This window comes from Bosea sp. F3-2, assembly GCF_008253865.1.
In the GTDB taxonomy this organism is placed as follows: domain Bacteria; phylum Pseudomonadota; class Alphaproteobacteria; order Rhizobiales; family Beijerinckiaceae; genus Allobosea.
Genome location: NZ_CP042331.1, coordinates 3,510,086 through 3,533,656, shown reverse-complemented (window position 1 = coordinate 3,533,656; position 23,571 = coordinate 3,510,086). Strand labels below are relative to the sequence as shown.

Genomic DNA, 23,571 nt, shown 5'->3' with positions numbered 1-23,571 from the left:
TTCCCTTCTCAGGCCGCGCCGAGGCGCTCGCCGCGATAGAGGCCGGAACGGATATCGCCCCACCATGTCGGATTGGCGAGATACCATTCGACCGTGCGGCGCAGACCGGTCTCGAAGGTCTGCTTCGGCTTCCAGCCGAGCTCGCGGCCGATCTTGCCGGCATCGATCGCATAGCGGGCATCATGGCCCGGCCGATCGGTGACATAGGAGATCAGGCGCTCGCGCGGTCCCGCCGGATCGGGTCTGAGCTCGTCGAGAATGGCACAGATCGCCTTGACCACCTCGATATTGGCCTTCTCGTTATGGCCGCCGATATTGTAGCTCTCGCCGAGCTTTCCGGTCGTGGCCACGGTCAGCAGGGCGTCGGCATGATCGTCGACATAGAGCCAGTCGCGCACATTGAGGCCATTGCCGTAAACCGGCAAAGGCTTGCCCTCGAGCGCGTTGATGATGATCAGCGGGATCAGCTTCTCGGGGAAGTGATAGGGGCCGTAATTGTTCGAGCAGTTGGTCATCACCGCCGGCAAGCCGTAGGTGTGGTGCCAGGCCCGCACGAGATGGTCCGAGGCCGCCTTGGACGCCGAATAGGGCGAGTTCGGCTGATAGGCCGTATCCTCGCGGAAAAAGCCCTCAGTGCCCAAAGAGCCGAAGACCTCGTCGGTCGAGATGTGGTGGAAGCGGAAGCCCTCTTTTCGAGCCTCCGGCAGCGCCCGGTAGTGGCGCAGCGCCTCCTGCAACAGCGTGAAAGTGCCGACGACATTGGTCTCGATGAAGGCGGCCGGCCCGTCGATCGAACGATCGACATGGCTCTCGGCCGCCAGATGCATCACCACGTCGGGAGCGAAATCGGCGAAGATCGTCTGCATCCGCTCAGCGTCGCCGATATCCGTCTGCTCGAAGCGATAGCGGTTGCTGCCCGCAACAGGCTCCAGCGAGGCCAGATTGCCGGCATAGGTCAGCTTGTCGACGACGCAGACCTGATGCTCGGTCTCCTCGATCAGCTTCCGCACGACCGCCGAGCCGATGAAGCCGGCGCCGCCGGTTACGAGAAATTTCAGAGACACGTCACAGAACTCCGAGACGAAAAGCCGTCCAATTTCAAGTCGATCCGGCAAGAAGCAGCCTCTTTAGGCAGTGTCAAGCCGCTTGCAGCTTTCGATTGTGGCTCCGGGGCCGCAGGAAACGCATCGAGATACGTTCTATATGCTGGGTGATTCACGCGCATCTTGTAGAGCGGCGGCGGGTCGCTGCTGCCGCTTCACGCCTTGACGATTTTGTCGCCGCCCAGCCCCGCTTTCGCACAGGCATTGCGAGTGTCGACGACGAGGCGGGCGGCCTCCGCCAGAGCCCGATAGTCGACCGCGTCGTGGTCCGTGGCGATCAGCACGGCGTCATAGCTTGCGATATTGTCGGTCGTCAGAGGAACCGAGGTGCGCCCTGCGAGGTTGCCGTGCTTACGGGTCCGAGGCAGCTCCGGAACATACGGGTCGTGATAATCGGCTGTCGCGCCGCGTTCTTCCAGAAGCTCGATAAGCTTCAGCGCGGGACTTTCGCGGGTGTCCTCGATATTCTTCTTATAGGCGATGCCGACGACAAGAACGCGCGCGCTGCTCAGTCCACGGCCTTGCCGGCGGTCCAGCGCCTCGGCGACGCGGTCCACCACCCAATGCGGCATGGCGGTGTTGATTTGGCCGGCGAGCTCGATGAAGCGGGCGGTGACGTCGAACTCGCGCGCCTTCCAGGTCAGGTAGAACGGGTCGATCGGGATGCAGTGCCCGCCCAGGCCGGGGCCCGGATAGAACGGCATGAAGCCGAAGGGCTTAGTCTTGGCGGCATCGATCACCTCCCAGACGTCGATGCCCATCTTGCCGTAGATCACCTTGAGCTCGTTCACGAGCGCGATGTTGACGGCACGGAAGATGTTCTCGGTGAGCTTCACCGCCTCGGCTGTCGCGGAGCTCGACACCGGCACGGTCTTGACAACGAGAGCGCTGTAGACGGCGTTCGCCAGTGCCAAGGCATCGGTCCCGTCACCGCCGACGACCTTCGGGATGGTCGAGGTGCCGAAATCCGGATTGCCGGGGTCCTCACGCTCGGGCGAGAAGGCGAGGTAGAAGTCGGTGCCGCTCTTGAGGCCGGTGGCCTCGAAGATCGGGCGCATGACCTCGTCGGTCGTGCCCGGCCAGGTCGTCGATTCCAGCACGACCAGATGACCCTTGCGCAGCCGCGGCGCGATGGCGTGCGCCGTGCTCTCGACATAGGACAGGTCCGGCTCACGATGCTTGGTTAGCGGCGTCGGCACGGCAATGATGATGGCATCGACCTCTCGCAGCTGGTCGAAATCCGTCGTCGCCCGGAAGCGTTCCTCCTTCAGGGCCTCGGCGAGCGCTTCCGTCGGGATATGCTTGATGAAGCTCTCGCCACGGTTGATCTGCGCGACACGCTTCGCGTCAATATCGAAGCCGACAACCTTGAAGCCGGACTTGCAGGCGGTCAGCGCGAGCGGGATGCCAACATAGCCGAGACCGATGATTCCGATTTGATAGTCCCTTGCGGTGATCCGGGCGAACTGTGCGGCAAGCTCTTGGGAGACCGTTTCAAGGCCATCAGTCGTCGAGGAGCGCATGAACGGCTTTCCGCGTGGTAAAATATGCATGGGAGAAAGACGGTACGGTCGGTCGCCTTGCCGTCGGGTTTGAGCGATGTCAACCTATCTTCGTTTTGGCAAGCGATGCGGCTTTGCAGTCGCAGGAGAGTCCTTGTTTCTGCCGTGTACGATGACCTGTCAGGTCGCGACGCGCGTGTGCTTCGTGATCGTGCAGGCTCAGCAGCCCTGTATTTGGAGCTGGGGGATGGCCCCTTGCTCGGTGGGCTTTACCTGCGCGATAAGCCAAATGTTCGGCCTGGCTGCGCCGGTGCTACGGGGTCTGCATGAGCTTCCGCAACATCCATGACCACGGTCTCGTCCGGATCGCCTGCGCCGCGCCGCGGCTGAAGGTGGCCGATCCGGCCTTCAACGTGGCCGAGACGATCGCGATGCTGCGGCGGGCGGACGAGAGCGGGGCGTCGCTGACCCTGTTCCCGGAACTCGGCATCAGCGCATATGCGATCGACGATCTGCTGCAGCAGAATGCGTTGCTCGATGCCGTGCGCGAGGCCTTGGGCCTCCTCGTCGAGGAGAGCCGCGCGCTGCGCGGCGTCGCGGTGGTCGGCGCGCCGCTGCGGGTCGAGGGGCGGCTGTTCAATTGCGCCGTCGCGATCCATCGCGGGCGCATCCTCGCCGCCGTGCCCAAGACCTATTTGCCGAACTATCGCGAGTTCTACGAGCGCCGGCAGTTTGCCTCGGGCGAGCGGGCGGGCGCGCTCTATGTCGATCTCTGCGGCCAGGAGGTGCCCTTCGGCACGGATATTCTGCTGGCCGCAGCCGATATCCCGGATTTCGTCGTCCATATGGAGATCTGCGAGGACGTCTGGACGCCGATTCCGCCCTCGTCCTTTGCGGCGCTCGCTGGCGCGACCGTGCTGCTCAACCTCTCGGCGTCCAACGTCACCATCGGCAAGTCGGACTGGCGCCATGCGCTCTGCAAGGCTCATTCCGGCCGGTGCATCGCGGCCTATGCCTATTCCGCCGCCGGCACCGGCGAATCGACCACCGACCTCGCCTGGGACGGGCAGGCGATGATCTACGAGAACGGTGCGCTGCTGGCCGAGGCCGAGCGTTTCGCCGCCGAGCCGCAGCTCATCCTCGCCGATGTCGATCTCGAACGGCTGGCGATGGACCGCATCCGCCAGAACACCTTCGGCGACAGCGCCGATGTGAACCGCGACCGGCTCACGTTCCGTCGCATCGACTTCACTCTGGAACCGGACCGTGACGCCGATCTCGGGCTCGCCCGCACCGTCGAGCGCTTCCCCTTCGTGCCGAGCGACGATGCCAGGCTGAACGAGCTCTGCTTCGAGGCCTACAACATCCAGTCGCACGGCCTGCGCAAGCGACTGGAGAGCACGCGGCTCGACAAGGTCGTGATCGGCGTCTCCGGCGGTCTCGATTCGACGCAGGCGCTGATTGTCGCGGCCCACAGCTTCGACGCGCTCGGGCTGCCCCGCGAGAACATCCTTGCCTATACGCTGCCGGCCTTCGCCACCAGCAAGGACACCAAGGACAATGCCTGGCGGCTGATGCGGGCGCTCGGCGTCAGCGCCGAGGAGATCGACATGACGCCGGCCTGCCGGCAGATGCTGATCGATATCGGCCATCCCTTCGCGCAAGGGCAGCCGGTCTACGACATCACCTTCGAGAATGTGCAGGCCGGTGCGCGCACCGCCGTGCTCTTCCGCCTCGCCAACCGGCACAATGCGCTGGTGATGGGCACCGGCGACCTCTCGGAGCTGGCGCTCGGCTGGTGCACCTATGGCGTCGGCGATCACATGTCGCATTACAACGTCAACGGCTCGGTGCCGAAGACGCTGATCCAGCATCTGATCCGCTGGGTGGCGCAGTCCGGCCGCTTCGGGACGGAGGCTTCGGCCGTGATGCTCGATATCCTCTCAACCGAGATCTCGCCGGAGCTGGTGCCGGGCGATGGCGACAAACCGGCGCAGAAGACCGAGGATTTCGTCGGCCCCTACGCGCTGCAGGATTTCAACCTGTTTTACACCACGCGTTACGGCTTCCGGCCGAGCAAGATCGCCTTCCTCGCCGAGCATGCCTGGCGCGATGCCACCGCCGGCGCCTGGCCGCCGAACATGGAGGCGGGCAAGCGCGTCGCCTATGACTTAGCCGTGATCAAGCGCTGGCTCGGCGTCTTCATTCGCCGCTTCTTCGAGACCAGCCAGTTCAAGCGTTCGGCCGTGCCCAACGGCCCGAAAGTCTCCTCCGGCGGCTCGCTCTCGCCGCGCGGCGACTGGCGCGCGCCCAGCGACGCCTCCGCCGCGCCCTGGCAGGCGGATTGGGCGCGGATTCCGGATTGAACGAAGGCCGCAAATGACGAAGCGCGTCCGTTGGTCGTCGCGTCATTGACGACGTCGAGCGCTCTTATCGAGACCCGCTATTAGCAACACGCTGTCCACGGGCGTGAATGCGCTGATTGTGATGGGCGTGAGCCGACCGGACACGCGGAGCATGGACTCTTTTGGCAAGGTAGCGGGGCCGTTCAATTGAACGGTCCGCGTCATCTAGGCCGTAAATGATGGATTCGATGCTCGCAATTTTGCGAGACCGCATTTGCCGTGAGTTTGAAATCGAGCTTGAGGACGGCTTGTTAAAACGAATTCTTGAGCCGTCTACATCTGCGTCCGGGTCGGAATAGCCTGACGAGATAGCGAAACCGCCCTGCGGCGAAGTTCCGTAGCTCGGCGTTGTCGATACATTGATGGGCCGAGATGTGCGGTAGTTCGGCTGCCGCACGGCATCCTCGATAGCGGCTCGCGTTAAGACGCCGGCGACACCGGCAAGCCCGCCCCCGAGCGCGGCGCCGATCAGATCCAGGGCCATATCACGCTGCATTTGGGCTTGAGCATGCGGTGTGGCCGTGAAGAAAAAAAACGCAGCTACGGAAATCGTCCAAATGCGGGGCATACGAAATACCTTCTTGTGATTTCACACCTCCTATCGAGTTTGGTCTTTCGAGCGCGCTAAGGAATTTAGTGAGCATAAATTTAATATCAACCGAGAGAGTTTCGGGGTTTGTCGGCTACGATATTGAATAGAATTTGGATTTTATTGCAAGTTCCGATAAATTTAGTTGTTCTATTAGGTGTTTGCTAATCTAGGCTCAGGACCTATTAAATTGGTTTGATCTGTGATTCACGGTGTCTGGGAGGATGCCGTGATGGGTGATTTGTTTTTGCTGAGCGAGCGCCAGATGGCGAGGATATCGCCGCATTTTCCGCTCTCGCATGGCGTGCCGCGGGTCGACGATCGTCGCGTGGTGAGCGGCATCGTCTACGTCATCCGCAACGGCCTGCAGTGGAAGGACGCGCCCAAGGACTATGGCCCGCACAAGACGCTCTATAACCGCTTCATCCGCTGGAGCCGGCTCGGCGTCTTCGACCGCATCTTCGCCGGTCTTGCCGGCGAAGGGCCGAAGCCGGAGCGGATCATGATCGACGCGACGCATCTGAAGGCGCACCGCACGGCGGCGAGCCTGCTCAAAAAGGGGCTCTTCCCCGTCGTATCGGGCGCACCAAGGGCGGGCTGAACTCCAAGCTCCACACCGTCTGCGACGATACCGGCCGCCCGATCATCATGCTGCTCTCGGAAGGCCAGATGAGCGACCACAAGGGCGCAAGCCTCGTGCTCGTGGCCCTGCCGCCAGCCAAAACCCTCATCGCCGATCGCGGCTACGACAGCGCCGCGTTCCGCCAGGCGCTGGTCGCCAAAGGCATCGAACCCTGCATTCCATCGAGCAGAAGCCGGAAAACCCCTTATCCCTACGACAAGACGCTCTATCGCCAGCGCCACAAGGTCGAGAACCTCTTCGCCAAGCTCAAAGACTGGCGGCGCATCGCCACACGCTACGACCGATGCGCCCACACCTTCTTCTCGGCAATCTGTATCGCCGCTACCGTCATCTTCTGGCTCTGATCAACGAGTCCTGAGCCTAGAGCCTCTGACCGAATACCGTATCCAGCATGAGGTGATGAGTTGCGCCGTCATTCCGGGGCAAGCGCGTAGCGCTTGAGCGCGGAATCCGAACCGACGCGCCTAATCGGGAAGCGGACCGGCCGTATGAGCCTTTACGATGAGCCTTTACGGGCCGCGCATCGGTTCTGGGTTCGGTCCATCGGGCCGCCCCAGAATGACGGGCATTGGCTCTTAGAAAAAAGCCCGCGGCTCGCGCCGCGGGCTGATTGTTTCGAGCTCCGAAGGCCTCACGCCGCGACGGCGGTGGGCTCCTTCTTCTCCCATTCCTCGCCCCAGATCATCACGGCATGGCCGGGGGAGACCTCGCGATACTGGCGCACCGGCACGACATAATCGGGCGCCCGCACCGGGCTCTTGATCTCGTCGTTCGAGACGGGGCGCTTCTGCAGGCGCCGGGCCGGATCGGCGATCGGCACCGCCGCGAGCAGCCGCTTGGTATAGGGGTGCTGCGGGTTCTGGAAGATCGCCTCGCGCGGGCCGATCTCAACGATCTCGCCGAGATACATCACGGCGACGCGGTGGCTGACGCGCTCCACCACCGCCATGTCGTGCGAGATGAACAGATAGCCCAGACCCATGCGGGCCTGCAGATCGAGCATCAGGTTGACGACCTGCGCCTTGACCGAGACGTCGAGCGCGGAGACCGCCTCATCCGCCACGATCAGCCGCGGCTCGACCGCAAGCGCACGCGCGATGCAGATGCGCTGGCGCTGGCCGCCCGAGAACTCGTGCGGGAAACGGTTGGCCATCTCCGGCAGCAGGCCGACGCGCTTCAGGAGGTCGGCGACCTTGTCGCGCGCCTCGTTGCGGGTGGCGAGGTTGTTGATCAGCAGCGGTTCGGCGACAGCCGTGCCGACGTTCATGCGCGGATTGAGCGAGGCGAACGGGTCCTGGAAGATCATCTGCATGCGCTTGCGCTGCTCGCGCAGGTCATGCTGGTTGAGCTTCAGCACGTCGACGCCGTCGAGCAGCACCGAGCCGGCGAGCGGCTCGATCAGGCGCATCACCGAGCGGCCGGTGGTCGACTTGCCGCAGCCGGATTCACCGACCAGCGCCAGCGTCTCGCCGGCCTTGAGGCTGAAGGAGACGTTCTCGACCGCATGCACCCGGCCCTTGACCGAGGAGAGCAGGCCGCCGCGGATCTCGAAGCGGGTGGTCAGCCCCGCGACTTCCAGCACCGGGCGCTCGGCCGCCTGCACGGTATCGGGCGTCTCGGTCGGCACGTCGGATTCGCCGGTATTGCGGTCGACGACCGGGAAGCGCATCGGGCGCCCCCTGCCGATCATCGAACCGAGCTTCGGCACGGCCGAGATCAGTGCCTTGGTATAGGGCTTGCGCGGGCTGGCGAAGATGTCCTCGGTCGTGCCGGTCTCGACCTCGTCGCCATTGTACATCACGACGGTGCGGTCGGCGATTTCGGCGACGACGCCCATGTCGTGGGTGATGAACAGGACGGACATGCCCTCCTCGTCCTGCAGCGTCTTGATCAGCTCGAGGGTCTGCGCCTGGATCGTGACGTCGAGCGCGGTGGTCGGCTCGTCGGCGATCAAGAGCTTCGGCTTGCAGGCCAGCGCCATCGCGATCATCACGCGCTGGCGCATGCCGCCCGAGAAGCGGTGCGGATATTCGTGGAAGCGCGACTTCGCGGCGGGGATACGCACCTTCTCCAGCAGGCGGATTGTTTCGGCCTCGGCCTCCGAGCGCGACAGGCCGCGATGCAGGATCAGCGCCTCGGCGATCTGGAAGCCGATGGTCAGCACCGGATTCAGCGAGGTCATCGGCTCCTGGAAGATCATCGCGATCTCGTTGCCGCGGATATGGCGCATATCCGCATCCGGCAGCGTCAGCAGCTCCTTGCCGTTGAGCTTGATCGAGCCCTCGATCTTGCTCGAGCCGGGCGGGGTCAGCCGCATGATCGAGAGCGCGGTCACGCTCTTGCCGGAGCCGGATTCACCGACGACCGCCAGCGTCTCCTTCGGCTTGATGTCGAAGGAGATGTTGCGGACGACCGATTTCCACTGGCCTTCCACCCGGAAGGAGGTCGTGAGATTCGAAACCGACAGGATCGGGGACGTCATTTCGGGTCCTTCTCTGGATCAGATCACACGGCGCGGGTCGAGCGCATCGCGCAGACCGTCGCCGATGAAGTTGATCGACAACACGGTCAGGAAGATCGCGGCGCCGGGGAACAGCGCCCAGTGCGGCGCCGAGTCGAGGTGGTCCTTGGCGTCGAACAGCAGACGTCCCCAGGTCGGGATGTCCGGCGGGAAGCCGAGGCCAAGGAAGGAGAGCGTCGATTCCGCGATGATCGCCGAGGAGACCTCGATCGTCGAGGCGACGATGACCGGACCGAGCGCGTTCGGCAGGATGTGGCGCGTCATCTGGCGGAATTTGGTCGCGCCCTGGGCACGGGCCGCCTCGACGAACTCCTTCTCGCGCAGCGAGAGGAACTGCGCGCGCACCAGACGCGCCACCGGCATCCAGCGCAAGCCCCCGATGACGACGACGATCAGCACGAAGACACCGCCCTCGACGCCGAACAGCGCCTTCAGCTGCTCGCGGAACAGATAGATGATCAGCAGCAGCAGCGGCAGCTGCGGCAGCGACAGGAACAGGTCCGTCACCCACATCAGGGCGGGGTCGGCGATCTTGCGCGACATGCCGGCGAAGGCGCCGATGACGACGCCGACGATGGTCGCCACGATCATCGCGGCGAGGCCGACGGCGAGCGAGATGCGCCCGCCATACATCATCCGCGACAGGATATCCTGGCCGAGGTCGTCCGTGCCGAGCGGATGCGCCCAGGACGGACCCTGCAGCTGCGCCGAGAAGTCGATGTCGTTGATCGGGATCGTCCAGAACCAGGGGCCGACGACGACGCTGAGGATCAGGAAGCCGAGCACGAAGGTGCTGGCCATGGCGAGCTTGTGCCGGCGGAACCGGCGCCATGTCTCGCGCCCCGGCGAGACCACGGCGGTGGTGGCGGCTGCCGTCACCGTCGGATCAGCTGAAGGAGATGCGAGGGTCGAGCCAGCCATAAAGGACATCCGCGATGAGATTGAACAGGACCACCAGGCAGGCGAAGACGAAAGTCACGGCCATGATCACCGGTGTGTCGTTGGCGAGGATCGCATCGATCAGAAGCGAGCCGATGCCGGGGATTCGGAAGATCTGCTCGGTCACGATGGCGCCGCCGAACACGGCGGGCATCTGCAGCGCGACCAGCGTCACGACCGGGATCAGCGCGTTGCGCGTGATGTGCCTGAGCGTGACCGTGCGCTCGCTGAGCCCTTTGGCGCGCGCCGTGGTGACGTAGTCGAGCCGGATGACGTCGAGCACGGCCGAGCGGACGTAGCGCGTATAGGAGGCTGCCTGGAACAGGCCGAGCACCATGATCGGCATGATCGCCTGGCGGAACATCTCCCAGTACCAGCGCCAGCCGGTGGCGGCGACGTCGGAGCGATAGACGAAGGGGAACCAGTCCAGCGTCACCGAGAAGATCAGGATGAAGAGCAGGCCGGTGAAGAAGGTCGGCAGCGAGAAGCCGACGAAGGCCAGCGTGTTGGCGATCTGGTCGAAGATCGAATAGGGCCGCGTCGCCGCGAAGATGCCGACCGGCAGGGCGATGCACAGCGCCAGGATCTGCGAGGAGCCAACCACGAACAACGTCGTCGGCACGCGCTGCAGGATGAGCTGCTCGACATTGATGCGGCTGGCGAAGGAGAAGCCCCAGTCGCCCTGGACCATGGCCCCGAGCCAGCGCAGATAGCGCACCATGATCGGGTCGTTCAGGCCGAAGCTGGCGCGGATGGCTTCGCGCACCTCGGGCGGCACGTTCGGATTCGTCGCCATTTCGGAGAACGGATCGCCCGGCGCGAGTGCGAGCACCGTGAACAGGATCACGCTGATTCCGAGTAGACTTGGAATGGCGATCAGAAGCCGCCGTATGAGATAGGTCGCCATGTAGTGTTTTTCTCTTTGCGTGCGCGGCGCCGCCGCGGACTGACGCCGATTGCGATCAACTCATCCCTGCAGCTGCCGATAGCCGAAGGGATGGGCCGGTGCAAAAGCGCCTCTCGCGGAGATCATCTCTCCGCGAGAGGCTGTTCGGCACTTAGCTGCGATACCAGGCCGCGAGGTTCCAGGTATCGACGTCCCAACCGGAATGGTCGTGGGAGAGGTTGTTCAAGGCTGCGGCCACGCGGGTGCGCGACAGGATCGGCAGGATGACGTTGGCCTCGCAGAAGATCTCGTTGACCTTGATCAAGAGCGCGGCGCGCTTGGCCGGGTCGAGCTCCTTCTGGGCGGCCTTGTAGGCCTTGTCAGCCTCGGGGTCCGAGTAGCGCGAGACGTTGCGGCCCAGCCACTTGTTCTCCTTGGTCGCGATCTCCCAGGAGGTGAACTGGTTGAGGAAGCGCTCCGGATCGGGCTGGGGCTGCGTGGTCGTATACATCTCCATGTCGACATAGAGCTTGGTGTAGGTGTCGGGGTTGGCGACGTCCGACGAGAAGAACACCGAAGCCGTGACCGACTTGAGCTCGAGGTCGATGCCGGCGCGCTGGCAGGCCTGCTTGATGATGGCCTGGGTCTTCTGGCGCGGGGCATTGATCGAGGTCTGGTAGACGTATTTGAGCCTCTTGCCGTCCTTCTCGCGGATGCCGTCGGCACCCTTCTTCCAGCCGGCCTCGTCGAGGACCTTGTTGGCCTTCTCGATGTTGAACTCGTATTTCAGCTTCTGCGACTTGAACTGCTTGGGCTCGTTGACGAAGCTCGCCGTGGCGGTGCCGCCGCGGCCATAGATGAACTTCTGGATCGAGTCGCGGTCGATCAAGAGGTTGATCGCCTGGCGCACGGCCGGGTCGGTCAGCGTCGGGTGCTTGGTCTTGACGCTGGAGCGCTCGCCGTCGACCTCGGTCCACGGATCGGTGGTGTTGAGGATGATGAACTCGATGTCCCCGGACGCCACCGCGCTGACCTTGCCGCGACCACCGGTCTCCATGCGCTTGAGGACCTCGTCCTCGACCTGAAGGTTCCAGGCATAGTCGTATTCGCCGGTCTGCAGCACGGCGCGCGCTGCCGAGACCGCGTCACCGCCGCCCTTGACCTCGAGCGTGTCGAAATGCGGCTGGTTCTTGACGTGGTAGTCCTCGTTGCGGGTGCCGGTGAGGATGTCGCCCGGCTTGAACTCGACGAACTTGTAGGCGCCGGTGCCGACCGGTTTCAGATTCGCGGGGGCCTCGCGCGACTTGGCGCCGACATAGTCGCCGAAATGATGCTTCGGGATGATCATGCCGTTCACGCCGACGAAGGGATCGGCCCAGAACGGCGTCGGCTCCTGGAAGATGACCTTGACGGTGAGGTCGTCGACCTTCTCGACCTTGATGTTGGTGTAGGAGCCGGTGGTGTAGGCCGCCGTCGCCGGGTCCTTGGCGTATTCCCAGGTGAAGACGACGTCGTCGGCGGTGAGGGGCTTGCCGTCATGCCACTTCACACCCGGCTTCAGCTTCCAGGTGACGACCTTGCCGTCCTCGGAGAGGCCGCCATTGGCGCGGGTCGGCACTTCCGCAGCGAGCTGCGGGAAGAGGTTGCCTTCCTTGTCCCAGCCGGCGAGCGGCTCGTAGAAGACGCGCGAGGCAATCTGGTCCTTGGTGCCGGAGGCGAAATGCGGGTTGAGCAGGGTGGGCGCCTGCCAGAGCAGGATCTTCAGCGGCCCGCCGCCGCCGGCCTTGATCGGCTTGTAGGGCAGCGTGGCATCCGCCATCGCCACATTGTTCCAGACCAGGATCTGGCTCGCGATCGGGGCGGCGATGCCCACCGCCGCCATCTTTTGGATGAAGGATCGTCGCGACAGCGTGCCGTCCTTCACATCCGCGACGAGGCCGCGGATTTCCTGTTCATTCATCGAACTGCCTCCACCATTAAGCAAAAAGTCATCCCCAGCGCTTTCGCGCCGTTTTCTCGTTGATGGTCTCAGCAAGGCATGTGCCAACGAAAGCGTCAACTGTGCAGCGCGGGACCGTTCGGTCCCGGCCAGCGCCTCGGGCGGTTTTATGTGGCGAGCTTTGCATGAATGTGCCTTCCATTCACGCGCGGTCGCAATTTTATGCGGGTCAGCCGGTAAAGACGACAGTTTTCTTTCCGTTGAGAATGATGCGGTCCTCCAGATGGTGGAGAACGGCGCCCGCCAGGACGCGCCGTTCGATATCGCGACCCTTGCGGACGAGGTCATCGGGCGTATCCCGGTGCGAGATCCGCTCGACGTCCTGCTCAATGATCGGGCCCTCGTCTAGATCCGGGGTCACATAATGCGCGGTGGCGCCGATCAGCTTCACCCCGCGCTCATGCGCCTGATGATAGGGCTTGGCGCCCTTGAAGCCGGGCAGGAAGGAATGATGAATATTGATGCAGCGCCCGGCGAGCTTGGCCGAAAGCCCGTCGGACAGGACCTGCATGTAACGCGCCAGCACGACGAGGTCGGTCTGCGTTTCCTGGATCAGCCGCCAGATTTCCGCTTCCTGCTCCATCTTGGTCTGGCGGGTGATCGGCAGGTGATGGAAGGGCAGGTCGCCGAGATCGGTCGAGGCGATGTGCTCGCGCGCGTGATTTGAAACGATGCCGGTGATGTCCATCGGCAATTCGCCGATCCGCCAGCGGTAGATCAGGTCCGCCAGGCAATGATCGAACTTCGAGACCAGCAGCATGACGCGTTTCCGGCGGCTGGCTTCATGCAGGCTGAGCTCCATCCGGAAGCGCTGGCCGAGCGCGGCGAGCGCTTCCGCGATAGCCTCGTGTGGCTGGCTGCCTTCGAGCCGGTTGAAGACGACGCGCATGAAGAAGCGGTCGGACTCGGTGTCGTCGAACTGCTGGGCGTCGAGGATGTTGCAGCCGGCTTCGAACAGCAGGGTCGAAACGGCGGCAACGATGCCCGGGCGGTTCGGGCAGGAGAGGGTAAGGGTCGAGCTGAGATCGAGCATGGCTGACGCCGCCGGGGAGGCGGCCCTTTCAGGGAACGGATAAAGACAGGGAGAGAGGACGGCTGCGCGCGTCGCGCTGCCGTCAACCTCGGCCGGTCGCGCGCCGGAAGGCCGCCGGTTCCGAACGACGCTGTGGCCGGGAAAGGGCCTTGGGTCTCGCGGTCGTCATGATCGTATGGGTCGTATGGGCTCGCTGGTCGGGGACCATGCCGGATGAAACACCGCCTTCGGCGCTTTTTGTCAACGCAGGCTTCCGGATCGCCTTGACTTGTTTGTGCTGAGAATGGAATGTTTATTCCATTGAGCGGGAGCTATAAAAAAATCCTGCCGTGTTCCGGGAGGCCGTTTCCTTGCCGCAAGTCAGTTCGTTCAGCCGCGACCTTCAGGGCAAGGCGGCCATCGTCACCGGTGCCAGCCAAGGCCTCGGCGAGGCGATCACGCGCGAATTCGCCGCCCGTGGCCTCAAGGCAGCGCTGCTGACCGGGCGCAATGCGGCGCGTGGTGAGGCGGTGGCGGAGAGCCTGCGCACTGGGGGCTGCGATGCCCGTTTCCATCAGGTCGATCTCGCCGATCTCGATGCGGTGCGGCAGATCGTCCCGGCGGCGGAGAAAGCCTTCGGTCGGCTCGATATCCTCGTCAACGCGGCCGGCGATACCGATCGCGGCACCATCTTCGACACCTCGCCCGCGCTCTATGAGCGCATCATGGCGGTGAACCTGCGCGCGCCCTTCTTCCTGATCCAGGATGCGGCCGAGCTGATGCGCCGGCACGGCATCGAGGGGGCGATCGTCAACATCCAGTCGATGTCGGCCCATGGCGGCCAGCCCTTCCTCTCCGCCTACAGCGTCTCGAAGGGCGCGCTCGCGGTGCTGACGAAGAATGTCGCCTATGGCCTGATCAAGCACCGCATCCGCGTCAACGGCCTCAATATCGGCTGGATGGCGACGCCGGGCGAGGATGCGATCATGAAGCTGCGCCACGACGCCAAGGACGGCTGGCTGGAGGAGGCCTCCGCCGGCCAGCCCTTCGGGCGGCTGATCGATCCGCGCGAGGTCGCCAAGGCCGTCGCCTATCTCGCCTCGGCCGAGTCGGGATTGATGACCGGCGCCAATATCGATTTCGACCAGACGATTCTCGGCGCGCACGACTAGCGCGCCGGCTCCAATCGCGGCAGGACGGCCGCCGGATGAGACCATAGGACTTAAAGACACCATGAAGATCGGATTGCTGGGCGCCGGCCGCATCGGGCGCATTCACGGGCTGAACGTCGCCGCGCGCGGCGATGCGGAGCTGGTCGCCGTCACCGACGCGATGCCGGAGGCGGCAGCCTCGCTCGCCGCCGCTGCCGGCGCGAAGGCTGCGAGCACCGAGGCCATCCTCGCCGATCCGGCGATTGACGCCGTGCTGATCTGCACCCCGACCGACACCCATGCCGATCTGATCGAGCAGGCGATTTCCGCCGGCAAGGCGGTGTTCTGCGAGAAGCCGGTCGATCTCGACGCGGCCCGCATCCGCCGCTGCCTCGCGACCGTCGAGAAGTCCGGCAAGCCGCTGATGATCGGCTTCAACCGCCGCTTCGATCCGAATTTCGCGGCGCTTGAGAAGCGGCTGCGCGCGGGCGAAGCCGGCGAGATCGAGATCGTCACCGTGATCTCGCGCGATCCCGCCCCGCCGCCGGTGGATTACATCAAGCGTTCGGGCGGGCTCTTCCGCGACATGATGATCCATGATTTCGACATGGCGCGCTTCCTGCTGGCCGAGGAACCGGTCGAGGTCTTCGCGCTCGGTTCCGCTCTCGTCGACAAGGCGATCGGCGAGGCCGGCGACGTCGACACCGCCGCGGTGGTGATGAAGACGGCCAGCGGCAAGATCGCCCAGATCTCGAACTCCCGCCGCGCGACCTATGGCTACGACCAGCGCATCGAGGTCCACGGCTCGAAGGGCATGCTGCGGGCCGGCAATATCCACGAGACCACGGTCGAGATCGCGACCGGGCAGGGTTTCCGCGCCGACCCGGTGCAGAACTTCTTCCTGGAGCGCTACGCCGCCGCCTACCGCGCCGAGCTCGACGCCTTCATCGCCGCCTGCCACGGCAAGGCTGCGGCCTCGCCGACCGGCCTCGACGGGCTGAAGGCCCAGATCCTCGCCGATGCCGCGACCGAATCCGCGCAGACCGGCAAGCCCGTCCGCGTCGATCTGGGAGTGAAGTGATGACGCCGGCGGAACGCGATCTGCGCTATTATGCGGCGCTCGGCCTCGCGGCCGAGGCGAGCCATCTGGCGCTGGGCTATTTCAACAAGCGCGAGTCTCTGGGCATCACCATGAAGGGCGCGCAGGACTGGCTGACGGTCGCCGACGGCAAGGTCGAGGACTTCCTGCGCCGGCGCCTCTCCGCGCTCTTCCCGAATGATTCCGTCATCGGCGAGGAGGGCGGGGGCCAAGCCTCCGACGCGGTCTGGATCCTCGATCCGATCGACGGCACCGCGAACTTCGCCCATGGCGACCGCAACTGGTGCATCTCCATCGGCTTCCTCGCGAACCGCCGGCCCGAGATCGGCGTCGTCGCGGCGCCGGCCCTCGGTGAGGTCTATGCCGCCCGGCGCGGTGCCGGCGCGACCCTGAACGGCGATCCGATCCGGGTTTCCGGCGCCACCGACATTGCCCGCGCCTCGGTCGAACTCGGCTGGTCGACCCGCGTGCCGGCCGCGAACTATCTCAAGGTGATCGAGCGCGGCTATGCCGCGGGAGCCGCGATGAAGCGCGGCGGCTCGGGCACGCTCGGCCTTTGCCATGTCGCCGGCGGCAGCAGCGATGCTTACGCCGAGCTGCACATCAACGCCTGGGACGTTGCGGCCGGCATCGTCATCGCCGGCGAGGCGGGGGCCTTCATCAACGACTTTTTTGCTGGCGAGGGGATCGCCAGGGGCAATCCGATCCTGTGCTGCACGCCGGAATTGGCCCCTGTGCTCAGGGAGATCACAGGAATCGCTTAGCCGGCGCCGTATTTCATTGATCTTTCGCGATCACTCGTCGCAGTTTCACGGCAGTCACAAGAACCGGACATAGAAGCCGGGTTCTTCGATCAGGGAGGTTACCATGTCATCAAAATCCTGGCTCAAGGCCGGCGTCTTCGCCGCTCTCGCCACCGCGGCCTTCGCTGCAACGCCGGCCCGCGCCCAAGGGTCGCTCGTCATGTATTGCGGCGTCCAGGAGGAATGGTGCCGCGCCATGTCGACCGCCTTCGAGAAGGAGACCGGCATCAAGGTCGCGATGACCCGCAAATCGGCGGGCGAGATCTATGCCCAGCTCAAGGCCGAGTCCTCGAACCCGCGCGGCGACATCTGGTGGGGCGGCACCGGCGATCCGCATCTCCAGGCGGCGGAAGAGGGGCTGACCCTCGAATATGAATCGCCGAAGAACAAGGAGCTGCATAGCTGGGCGCTCGACCAGTGGAAGGCCGCCAAGCAGCGCTCGGTTGGCATCTACGCCGGCGCGCTCGGCTTCGGCTTCAACACCGATCAGATCAAGGCGAAGGGTATTCCGGAGCCGAAATGCTGGGCGGACCTGCTCAATCCCAAGCTCAAGGACGACGTCCAGGTCGCCGACCCGAACTCGTCGGGTACCGCCTACAACCTGCTCGCCACGGTCGTGCAGCTGATGGGCGAGGAGAAGGGCTTCGACTATCTCAAGCAGCTCCACAAGAACGTCAGCCAGTACACCAAGTCGGGCGCGGCGCCGGCCAAGGCGGCGAGCCTCGGCGAGACCGCCGTCGGCATCGTCTTCATCCACGATGCGGTGGTCTTCGCCGTGCAGGGCGACCCGATCAAGCCGGTCGCGCCCTGCGAGGGCACGGGCTACGAGATCGGCTCGATGTCGATCGTCAAGGGCGCGCGCAATCTCGACAACGCCAAGAAGTTCTACGACTGGGCCCTGACCCCGGCGGCCCAGGCGCTCGCAGCGCCGGCCAAGTCCTATCAGGCGCCGTCGAACAAGGCGGCGCCCGTGCCGGCACAGTCGCCGAAGATGGATCAGATGAAGCTGATCAACTACGACTTCGTGAAATATGGCTCCTCGGCCGAGCGCACCCGCCTGCTCGCCAAGTGGGACAAGGAAGTCAAGGCGCTGCCGAAGTAAGCTGCGGCTCCTCGGCGTGTTTCCGACTAGCCCCGGACACACGCCGTCATCCCGGGCTCGACCCGGGATCCATGCCGGAACTGGGCCTGTCGTGCTCAGGTATGGATCCCGGATCTCCGCTTCGCTCCGTCCGGGATGACGGCGGCGGGGCACCGCAAGATCGCATTCACAACCGCGAAGGCCGGGTGAACCGGTCCGGATCACTTTCTACAAGGGGACAGGGCAAGGATGGCACCGGCGACGCGATTCGTGCTGCTGATCGGCTGGCTCGGCTATGCGCTGATGCCCTGGTATCTCGTCGAGGGCATGAGCCTGACGGGTTGGGGCTGGCTGTCGGAGTATCCGTTCGGCAAGGCCGGCAGCGCACTTGCTCTGGCTCTCTCCGGACAGACGCCCTGGCTCCTGCCGGTCGGCGTCGCGCTGGCCGCGGCCACGCTCTTCTGGGGCAGCCAGGATCGTCAGCGTACGGCGCGTGTGCTGCTCTGGGCGGGTCTTCTGGGCATGCTCCTGTTCTTCGCCCAGGCCTTCGCCATCGTGCTGAAGGATCAGGGCATCGGCTGGCTCGCCGCCCTGCTCGGCGGCGCCGGCGCCGCGCAGCGCGGCATCGGCGGCGGTGCCTTCGTCACGCTGCTCTCGCTGCTCTTCCTGCTCTGCCACGGCCTCGCCTATCGCGGTGTCTGCCGCGGCGATCTCTTCACCACCTCGACGATCGGCCTGATCATTCTGCTGATCGGCGTCTTCATCTTCTTCCCGGTCGCGATCATCCTGAAGAGCGCGCTGATCGACCAGAGCGGTGCCTTCGCGCTTTCGGCCTTCGTTGCGCGCTTCCTCGATTCGTCGATATGGGGGCTGGGCTGCGTCACCAGCAACACCAATTGCGGCGTCGCCTGGAACACGCTGATCCTCGCCGTGCTCTGCGGCGTCATCACCACGCTGCTGGGCCTTGCCTGCGCGCTCCTGATCCTGCGCACCAATATGCCCGGCAAGCGCATGATGCGCGCGCTCACCATCCTGCCGATCATCACCCCGCCCTTCGTCATCGGCCTTGCCCTCATCCTGCTCTTCGGCCGGGCCGGCGCGGTCTCGACGCTGCTCTATGAATGGTTCGACGTCCCGCGCTCGCGCTGGCTTTACGGTCTGCCGGGCGTGCTGCTGGCGCAGGTCCTCGCCTTCGCGCCGATCGCCTTCCTCGTGCTGATCGGCGTGGTGCAGGGCATTTCGCCCAGCCTTGAGGAAGCCTCGCAGACGCTCGGCGCCAAGCGCTGGCAGACCTTCCGCACCGTGACCTGGCCGCTGCTCAAGCCCGGCATCGCCAATGCCTTCCTGCTCGGCTTCGTCGAAAGCATGGCCGATTTCGGCAATCCGCTGGTGCTCGGCGGCAATTTCGAGGTGCTCTCGACCAAGATCTTCTTCGCAGTGGTCGGCGCCTCCTACAATCAGGGGCAGGCGGCGGTGCTCGCCATCGTGCTGCTCGCCTTCACGCTCGGCGCCTTCTGGGTGCAGCAGCGCTGGCTCGGCGGCAAATCCTACACGACCGTGACCGGCAAGGGCGATGCCGGCCTGCCGACGCCCTTGCCACGCCGCATCACCTGGCTCTCCGCCGCCGTGATCGTGCCCTGGGTGGCACTGACGCTGGTGATCTACATCGTCATCCTGGTCGGCGGCTTCGTCCGCAACATGGGCCGCGACTTCACGCCGACGCTGCAGCACTATCTCACCGGCTTCGCCATCGATTTCAGCAACGGCATCTACTTCCAGGGCTCGGCCTGGCCGTCCTTCTTCACCACGGTCAAGGTCGCGGCGATCTCGGCGCCGCTGACGGCCATGATCGGCCTGCTCACCGCCTATCTGCTGACGCGCCAGCGCTTCCGCGGCCGCTCGACGCTGGAATTCGCGACGATGCTCTCCTTCGCCATCCCCGGCACGGTGCTCGGCGTCGCCTATATCCTCGCCTTCAACGTGCCGCCGATCGAGATCACCGGCACCGGGCTGATCCTCGTCATCGCCTTCGTCTTCCGCAACATGCCGGTCGGCGTCCGCTCCGGCATCGCCGGGCTGTCGCAGATCGACAAGAGCCTGGACGAGGCCTCGACCACGCTGCGCGCCCGCAGCTTCACCACGCTCTGGCGCGTCGTGCTGCCGCTGCTCAAGCCGGCGCTGGTCTCGGCCCTGGTCTATTCCTTCGTCCGCTCGATGACGGCGGTCAGCGCCGTGATCTTCCTGGTTTCGGCCGAATACAATCTCTCCACCGCCTATATCGTCGGGCGCGTGGAAGCCGGCGAGTTCGGTCTCGCCATCGCCTATTCCTCGGTGCTGATCGTCTTCATGGCGCTCGGCATCGCCCTCATCCAGCTCGGCGTCGGCGAGCGCAAGCTCGGCCGCCGCAAGCTCATCCCGCTGTCGAGTTCGGCCGCCGAGCCGCTCAAGCCAGGAGTAGTCGCATCGTGAAGGCCGGACCCGCTTCCGTCGAGTTCCGCAACGTCTCCATGCGCTACGGCGCGGTGACGGCGGTGGACAATGTCAGCTTCACCATCGAGGCCGGCCAGCTCGTCACGCTGCTCGGCCCCTCCGGCTGCGGCAAGACCACGACTTTGCGCATGATCGCCGGCCTCGAGATCGCCAGTGAGGGCCAGATCCTGATCGGCGGCAAGGACGTGACCAGGCTCTCCGCCGCCGACCGCGACGTCTCGATGGTGTTCCAGTCCTACGCGCTCTTCCCGCATATGACCGTGCTGGAGAACGCCGCCTATGGTCCGACCGTAAAGGGGCTCGGCAAGGAGCAGGCGAAGCAGATGGCGCTGGAAAAGCTGGCGCTGGTCGGCCTCAAGGGCTTCGAGAACCGTTACCCGTCGGAGTTGTCCGGCGGCCAGCAGCAGCGCGTCGCGGTGGCCCGCGCGCTCGTACTGGAGCCGCAGGTGCTGCTCTTCGACGAGCCGCTTTCCAACCTCGACGCGAAGCTGCGCCGCCATGTGCGTGAGGAGATCCGCGAGCTGCAGCAGCACCTCAACCTGACCGTGGCCTATGTCACCCACGATCAGGAGGAGGCACTTGCCGTCTCCGATCGCATCATCGTGATGTCGAATTCGCGGATCGCGCAGGAGGGAGCTCCGCGTGACCTCTACGAGCAGCCCTCCAACGCCTTCGTCGCCGACTTCATCGGCGATGCCAACCTGATCGACGTCACGGTGAAGGCCGTGGCGGATGGCCGCGCCGATGTCGGCATCGGCTCCGCGACGGTCTCGCTGCCGGCGCGCGGTCTCGGGCTTGGCCCGGCCAAGGTCGCAATCCGGCCGGAAGCGCTGCTGCTCGGCGAGGCCGGGCAGTCCGGTGCGCTGCCGGGCACGATCCGCAAATGCGCCTATCTCGGCAATCACCTCGACATCATGGTCGAGACCGAGGTCGGCGAGCTCTTCGTGGTGCAGTACGGCGCCCGCGACCTGCTGGAGCAGGGCGCTCCGGTCGCGGTTTCCTTCGCGAAATCGGGCGTGACGCTGATTCCGCCAACCTGAGCCTGGACGCCGTCATCGCGAGGAGCGAAGCGACGAAGTGATCCAGGGGCGGCAGGGCTGACGGTTCGGCCTTCGGCTGGTGCTGAACTCACGTCATGACGGGAGGCTCTTCCCCTCCCCCCTTGTGGGGAGGGGATAGGGGTGGGGGTGGTGCCGCTTGGTGATCGGGTTCAGGTCAGTGCCGTACAGCAGCGTCGAAAACACTTCCCCGTCGATCGCTCTTGCTTTCCGACCCCCACCCCAACCCCTCCCCACAAGGGGGAGGGGAGTCGCGATAGCAAGCGCGGGTCGGCCGCTGGCCGGCGCTGAACGGGCCATGACGGTTTCGCCCCATTCTCAGCACTTTCACTGCTTATATCTGTTGAGTTGGCTAATCAAAAATTGATAGATTCGGCCGATGATTTGCACCTGAATCGGGGAAAGACCGCACGAAAATGGCCACGGGCGAGAGCGCAACCACTATCCTGATCCATCTGGCCGGCGGCGTCGCGCTGCTGATCTGGGCGGTCAGATTGGTGCGAACGGGCGCGATGCGCGCCTTCGGCTCGCAGCTCAGGCATGCCCTGCAGAGTTTCACCCGCAATCGCTTTGCCGCTTTCGGCAGCGGCGTCGCCGTGACCATGGTGCTGCAAAGCTCGACGGCGACGACGCTTCTGGTCTCGTCCTTCGCCGGGCAGGCGCTGATCGGCTCGGCCATGGCGCTGGCGGTGCTGCTCGGCGCCAATCTCGGCACGGCGCTTGCCGCCTTCGTCATCTCGATGGATCTCGGCTGGCTCTGGGGGCTGTGCCTCGCTATCGGCGTCGCGATGTATCTGTCGAGCGAGGCGATGGAGCGCCCGCGCAATATCGGCCGCGTCCTGGTCGGCATCGGCCTGATCCTGCTTTCGCTGATCGAATTGAACACCGCAGCCGCGCCGCTCGCCCAGTCTCCGACCTTCCGGGTCATCCTCGGCGCCATCGGCAGCGAGCCGCTGCTCGCCGTGCTTGTCGCCGTCGCCGCGACCTGGATGGTGCATTCCAGCATTGCCGTCATCCTGCTGGTCGCGACCTTCGCCGCTTCCGGGCTGTTCCCGCCGGCGACCGCGCTGACGCTGGTGATCGGCGCCAATCTCGGCAATGCGCTGATCCCGGTCCTCGACCAGCTCGGCGCACCCGCCGCCCAGCGCCGCGCCGCCGTCGGCAACCTGCTGACGCGCCTCCTGCTGGCGCTCGCCGTCATTCCCTTCGTCGGCCCGCTTTCAGCCTGGCTGACCAGCCTGCCGATGGCCGGCTCGCGCTTCGCCATCGAGTTCCATGTCGGCCTGAATCTGGTCGGTGCGCTGATCTTCCTGCCCTTCGTCGGGCCGATCGCCGCCCTGGTCGAGCGCTTCATGCCCGGCAAGGAGGAGACGGCCGAAGCCGTCGCGCCGCGCTATCTCGACCCCAACGCCCTCGATAGCCCGACGGAGGCGCTCGCCGGCGCGATGCGCGAGGCGCTCAGGCTCGGCGACCGCGTCGAGATCATGCTGCGCGACACCATGACCCTGCTGGAGAAGGACGAGCTCAAGCTCTCGCGCGTCATCGCCCAGGCTGATGACGGCGTCGACACCATCCACGAGTCGATCAAGCTCTATCTGGTCAAGGTCTCGCGCAACGAGCTGACCGAGGAGGAGAGCCGGCGCCTGTTCGAGATCATCACCCTGATCACGAATCTCGAGCATATCGGCGACATCATCGACAAGAACCTCCGCGAGCTCGCCGAGAAGAAGATCCGCAAGCGCTTTACCTTCTCGCCCGAGGGGTTGGCCGAGATCCGCGATTTCCACCAGCGCGTCGCCTCGGCGCTGGCGCTGGCGCTCAACGTCTTCGCCACCCGCGACATCGTGCTCGCCCGCCAGCTCTTCGCCGACAAGGCGGCGATGCGCGAGGCCGAGCGGCACGCCGCCGACAGCCATTTCCAGCGCCTGCGTTCGGGCCGGCCGGAATCGATCGAGACCAGCGCAATCCATCTCGACATCATCCGGGACCTGAAGCGCATCCACGGCCATATCGTCTCGATCGCCTACCCGATCCTCGAGGGCGCCAACGAATTGCGCGAGAGCCGGCTGCGCGAGACCAAGGAAGCGGCGCGCAATCGCGAGACGCCGGCCGTGCTCATCCCCGCTCCGCATTCGGGCGGGTAGGACTTTCTGAACGCCCGTTCCCGTCATGGTCGGGCTTGTCCCGACCATCCACGTCTTCCTTCACAAAATGCGGAGTTCAAGACGTGGATGCTCGCCACAAGGGCAAGCATGACGGTTGTGGAACGATGTGGAGCTTTGCGAGCCGA

At 65.0% G+C, this 23,571-nt stretch carries 16 protein-coding genes; 9 read left to right on the top strand and 7 right to left on the bottom strand.

Annotation, left to right across the window (positions count from 1 at the left end; all coding sequences use genetic code 11):
• Window positions 1–8: 8 nt before the first annotated feature.
• Both rfbB and FQV39_RS16260 read right to left on the bottom strand, forming a co-directional pair.
• Complete coding sequence (gene rfbB, locus FQV39_RS16265) at window positions 9–1,064, bottom strand: dTDP-glucose 4,6-dehydratase (protein WP_149131233.1); 1,056 nt, start codon at window positions 1,062–1,064, stop codon at window positions 9–11.
• 194 nt (window positions 1,065–1,258) lie between these two features.
• A complete protein-coding gene (locus FQV39_RS16260; RefSeq protein WP_149131232.1) occupies window positions 1,259–2,626 on the bottom strand; it encodes a nucleotide sugar dehydrogenase in 1,368 nt (455 codons plus the stop codon).
• 305 nt (window positions 2,627–2,931) lie between these two features.
• Here FQV39_RS16260 and FQV39_RS16255 point away from each other — a divergent pair, with 305 nt between their 5' ends.
• Both FQV39_RS16255 and FQV39_RS16250 read left to right on the top strand, forming a co-directional pair.
• A complete protein-coding gene (locus FQV39_RS16255) occupies window positions 2,932–4,971 on the top strand; it encodes an NAD(+) synthase (protein ID WP_149131231.1) in 2,040 nt (679 codons plus the stop codon).
• 860 nt (window positions 4,972–5,831) lie between these two features.
• A protein-coding gene (locus tag FQV39_RS16250) for an IS5 family transposase (RefSeq protein ID WP_149129006.1) occupies window positions 5,832–6,586 on the top strand; the annotation gives its coding sequence in 2 pieces (ribosomal slippage) (window positions 5,832–6,165 and window positions 6,165–6,586; 756 coding nt in all).
• Between the two features lie 287 nt (window positions 6,587–6,873).
• Here the strand turns inward: FQV39_RS16250 and FQV39_RS16245 are convergent.
• The 5 genes from FQV39_RS16245 to purU form a co-directional block, all read right to left on the bottom strand.
• Window positions 6,874–8,724, bottom strand: a complete 1,851-nt coding sequence (locus FQV39_RS16245; protein WP_149131230.1) for an ABC transporter ATP-binding protein — start codon at window positions 8,722–8,724, stop codon at window positions 6,874–6,876.
• Between the two features lie 18 nt (window positions 8,725–8,742).
• Window positions 8,743–9,684, bottom strand: a complete 942-nt coding sequence (locus FQV39_RS16240) for an ABC transporter permease (protein WP_149131229.1) — start codon at window positions 9,682–9,684, stop codon at window positions 8,743–8,745.
• Entirely contained in the window at window positions 9,650–10,609 is a 960-nt protein-coding gene (locus tag FQV39_RS16235) for an ABC transporter permease (RefSeq protein WP_149131228.1), read from the bottom strand. The genes FQV39_RS16240 and FQV39_RS16235 overlap by 35 nt, the downstream gene beginning before the upstream one ends.
• A 151-nt stretch (window positions 10,610–10,760) precedes the next feature.
• Window positions 10,761–12,548, bottom strand: a complete 1,788-nt coding sequence (locus FQV39_RS16230) for a peptide ABC transporter substrate-binding protein (RefSeq protein WP_149131227.1) — start codon at window positions 12,546–12,548, stop codon at window positions 10,761–10,763.
• A 208-nt stretch (window positions 12,549–12,756) separates the two neighbouring features.
• Window positions 12,757–13,620 (bottom strand): formyltetrahydrofolate deformylase, encoded by an 864-nt coding sequence (gene purU / locus FQV39_RS16225; protein WP_149131226.1) that lies wholly within the window; start codon window positions 13,618–13,620, stop codon window positions 12,757–12,759.
• 350 nt (window positions 13,621–13,970) lie between these two features.
• Here purU and FQV39_RS16220 point away from each other — a divergent pair, with 350 nt between their 5' ends.
• The 7 genes from FQV39_RS16220 to FQV39_RS16190 all read left to right on the top strand — a co-directional run bounded on the left by FQV39_RS16220 (window position 13,971) and on the right by FQV39_RS16190 (window position 23,425).
• Entirely contained in the window at window positions 13,971–14,771 is an 801-nt protein-coding gene (locus tag FQV39_RS16220) for an SDR family oxidoreductase (protein WP_149131225.1), read from the top strand.
• A 61-nt stretch (window positions 14,772–14,832) separates the two neighbouring features.
• Window positions 14,833–15,831 (top strand): inositol 2-dehydrogenase, encoded by a 999-nt coding sequence (iolG, locus tag FQV39_RS16215; RefSeq protein WP_149131224.1) that lies wholly within the window; start codon window positions 14,833–14,835, stop codon window positions 15,829–15,831.
• On the top strand, window positions 15,831–16,613 hold the full coding sequence (locus tag FQV39_RS16210; protein WP_149131223.1) for an inositol monophosphatase family protein: 783 nt from the start codon (window positions 15,831–15,833) through the stop codon (window positions 16,611–16,613). The genes iolG and FQV39_RS16210 overlap by 1 nt, the downstream gene beginning before the upstream one ends.
• Window positions 16,614–16,716: 103 nt before the next feature.
• Window positions 16,717–17,754, top strand: a complete 1,038-nt coding sequence (locus tag FQV39_RS16205) for an ABC transporter substrate-binding protein (RefSeq protein ID WP_149131222.1) — start codon at window positions 16,717–16,719, stop codon at window positions 17,752–17,754.
• 228 nt (window positions 17,755–17,982) lie between these two features.
• Complete coding sequence (locus FQV39_RS16200) at window positions 17,983–20,202, top strand: ABC transporter permease (RefSeq protein WP_149131221.1); 2,220 nt, start codon at window positions 17,983–17,985, stop codon at window positions 20,200–20,202.
• On the top strand, window positions 20,196–21,263 hold the full coding sequence (locus tag FQV39_RS16195) for an ABC transporter ATP-binding protein (protein WP_248313419.1): 1,068 nt from the start codon (window positions 20,196–20,198) through the stop codon (window positions 21,261–21,263). The genes FQV39_RS16200 and FQV39_RS16195 overlap by 7 nt, the downstream gene beginning before the upstream one ends.
• 434 nt (window positions 21,264–21,697) lie before the next feature.
• Window positions 21,698–23,425 (top strand): Na/Pi cotransporter family protein, encoded by a 1,728-nt coding sequence (locus FQV39_RS16190; protein WP_149131220.1) that lies wholly within the window; start codon window positions 21,698–21,700, stop codon window positions 23,423–23,425.
• Window positions 23,426–23,571 lie beyond the last annotated feature (146 nt).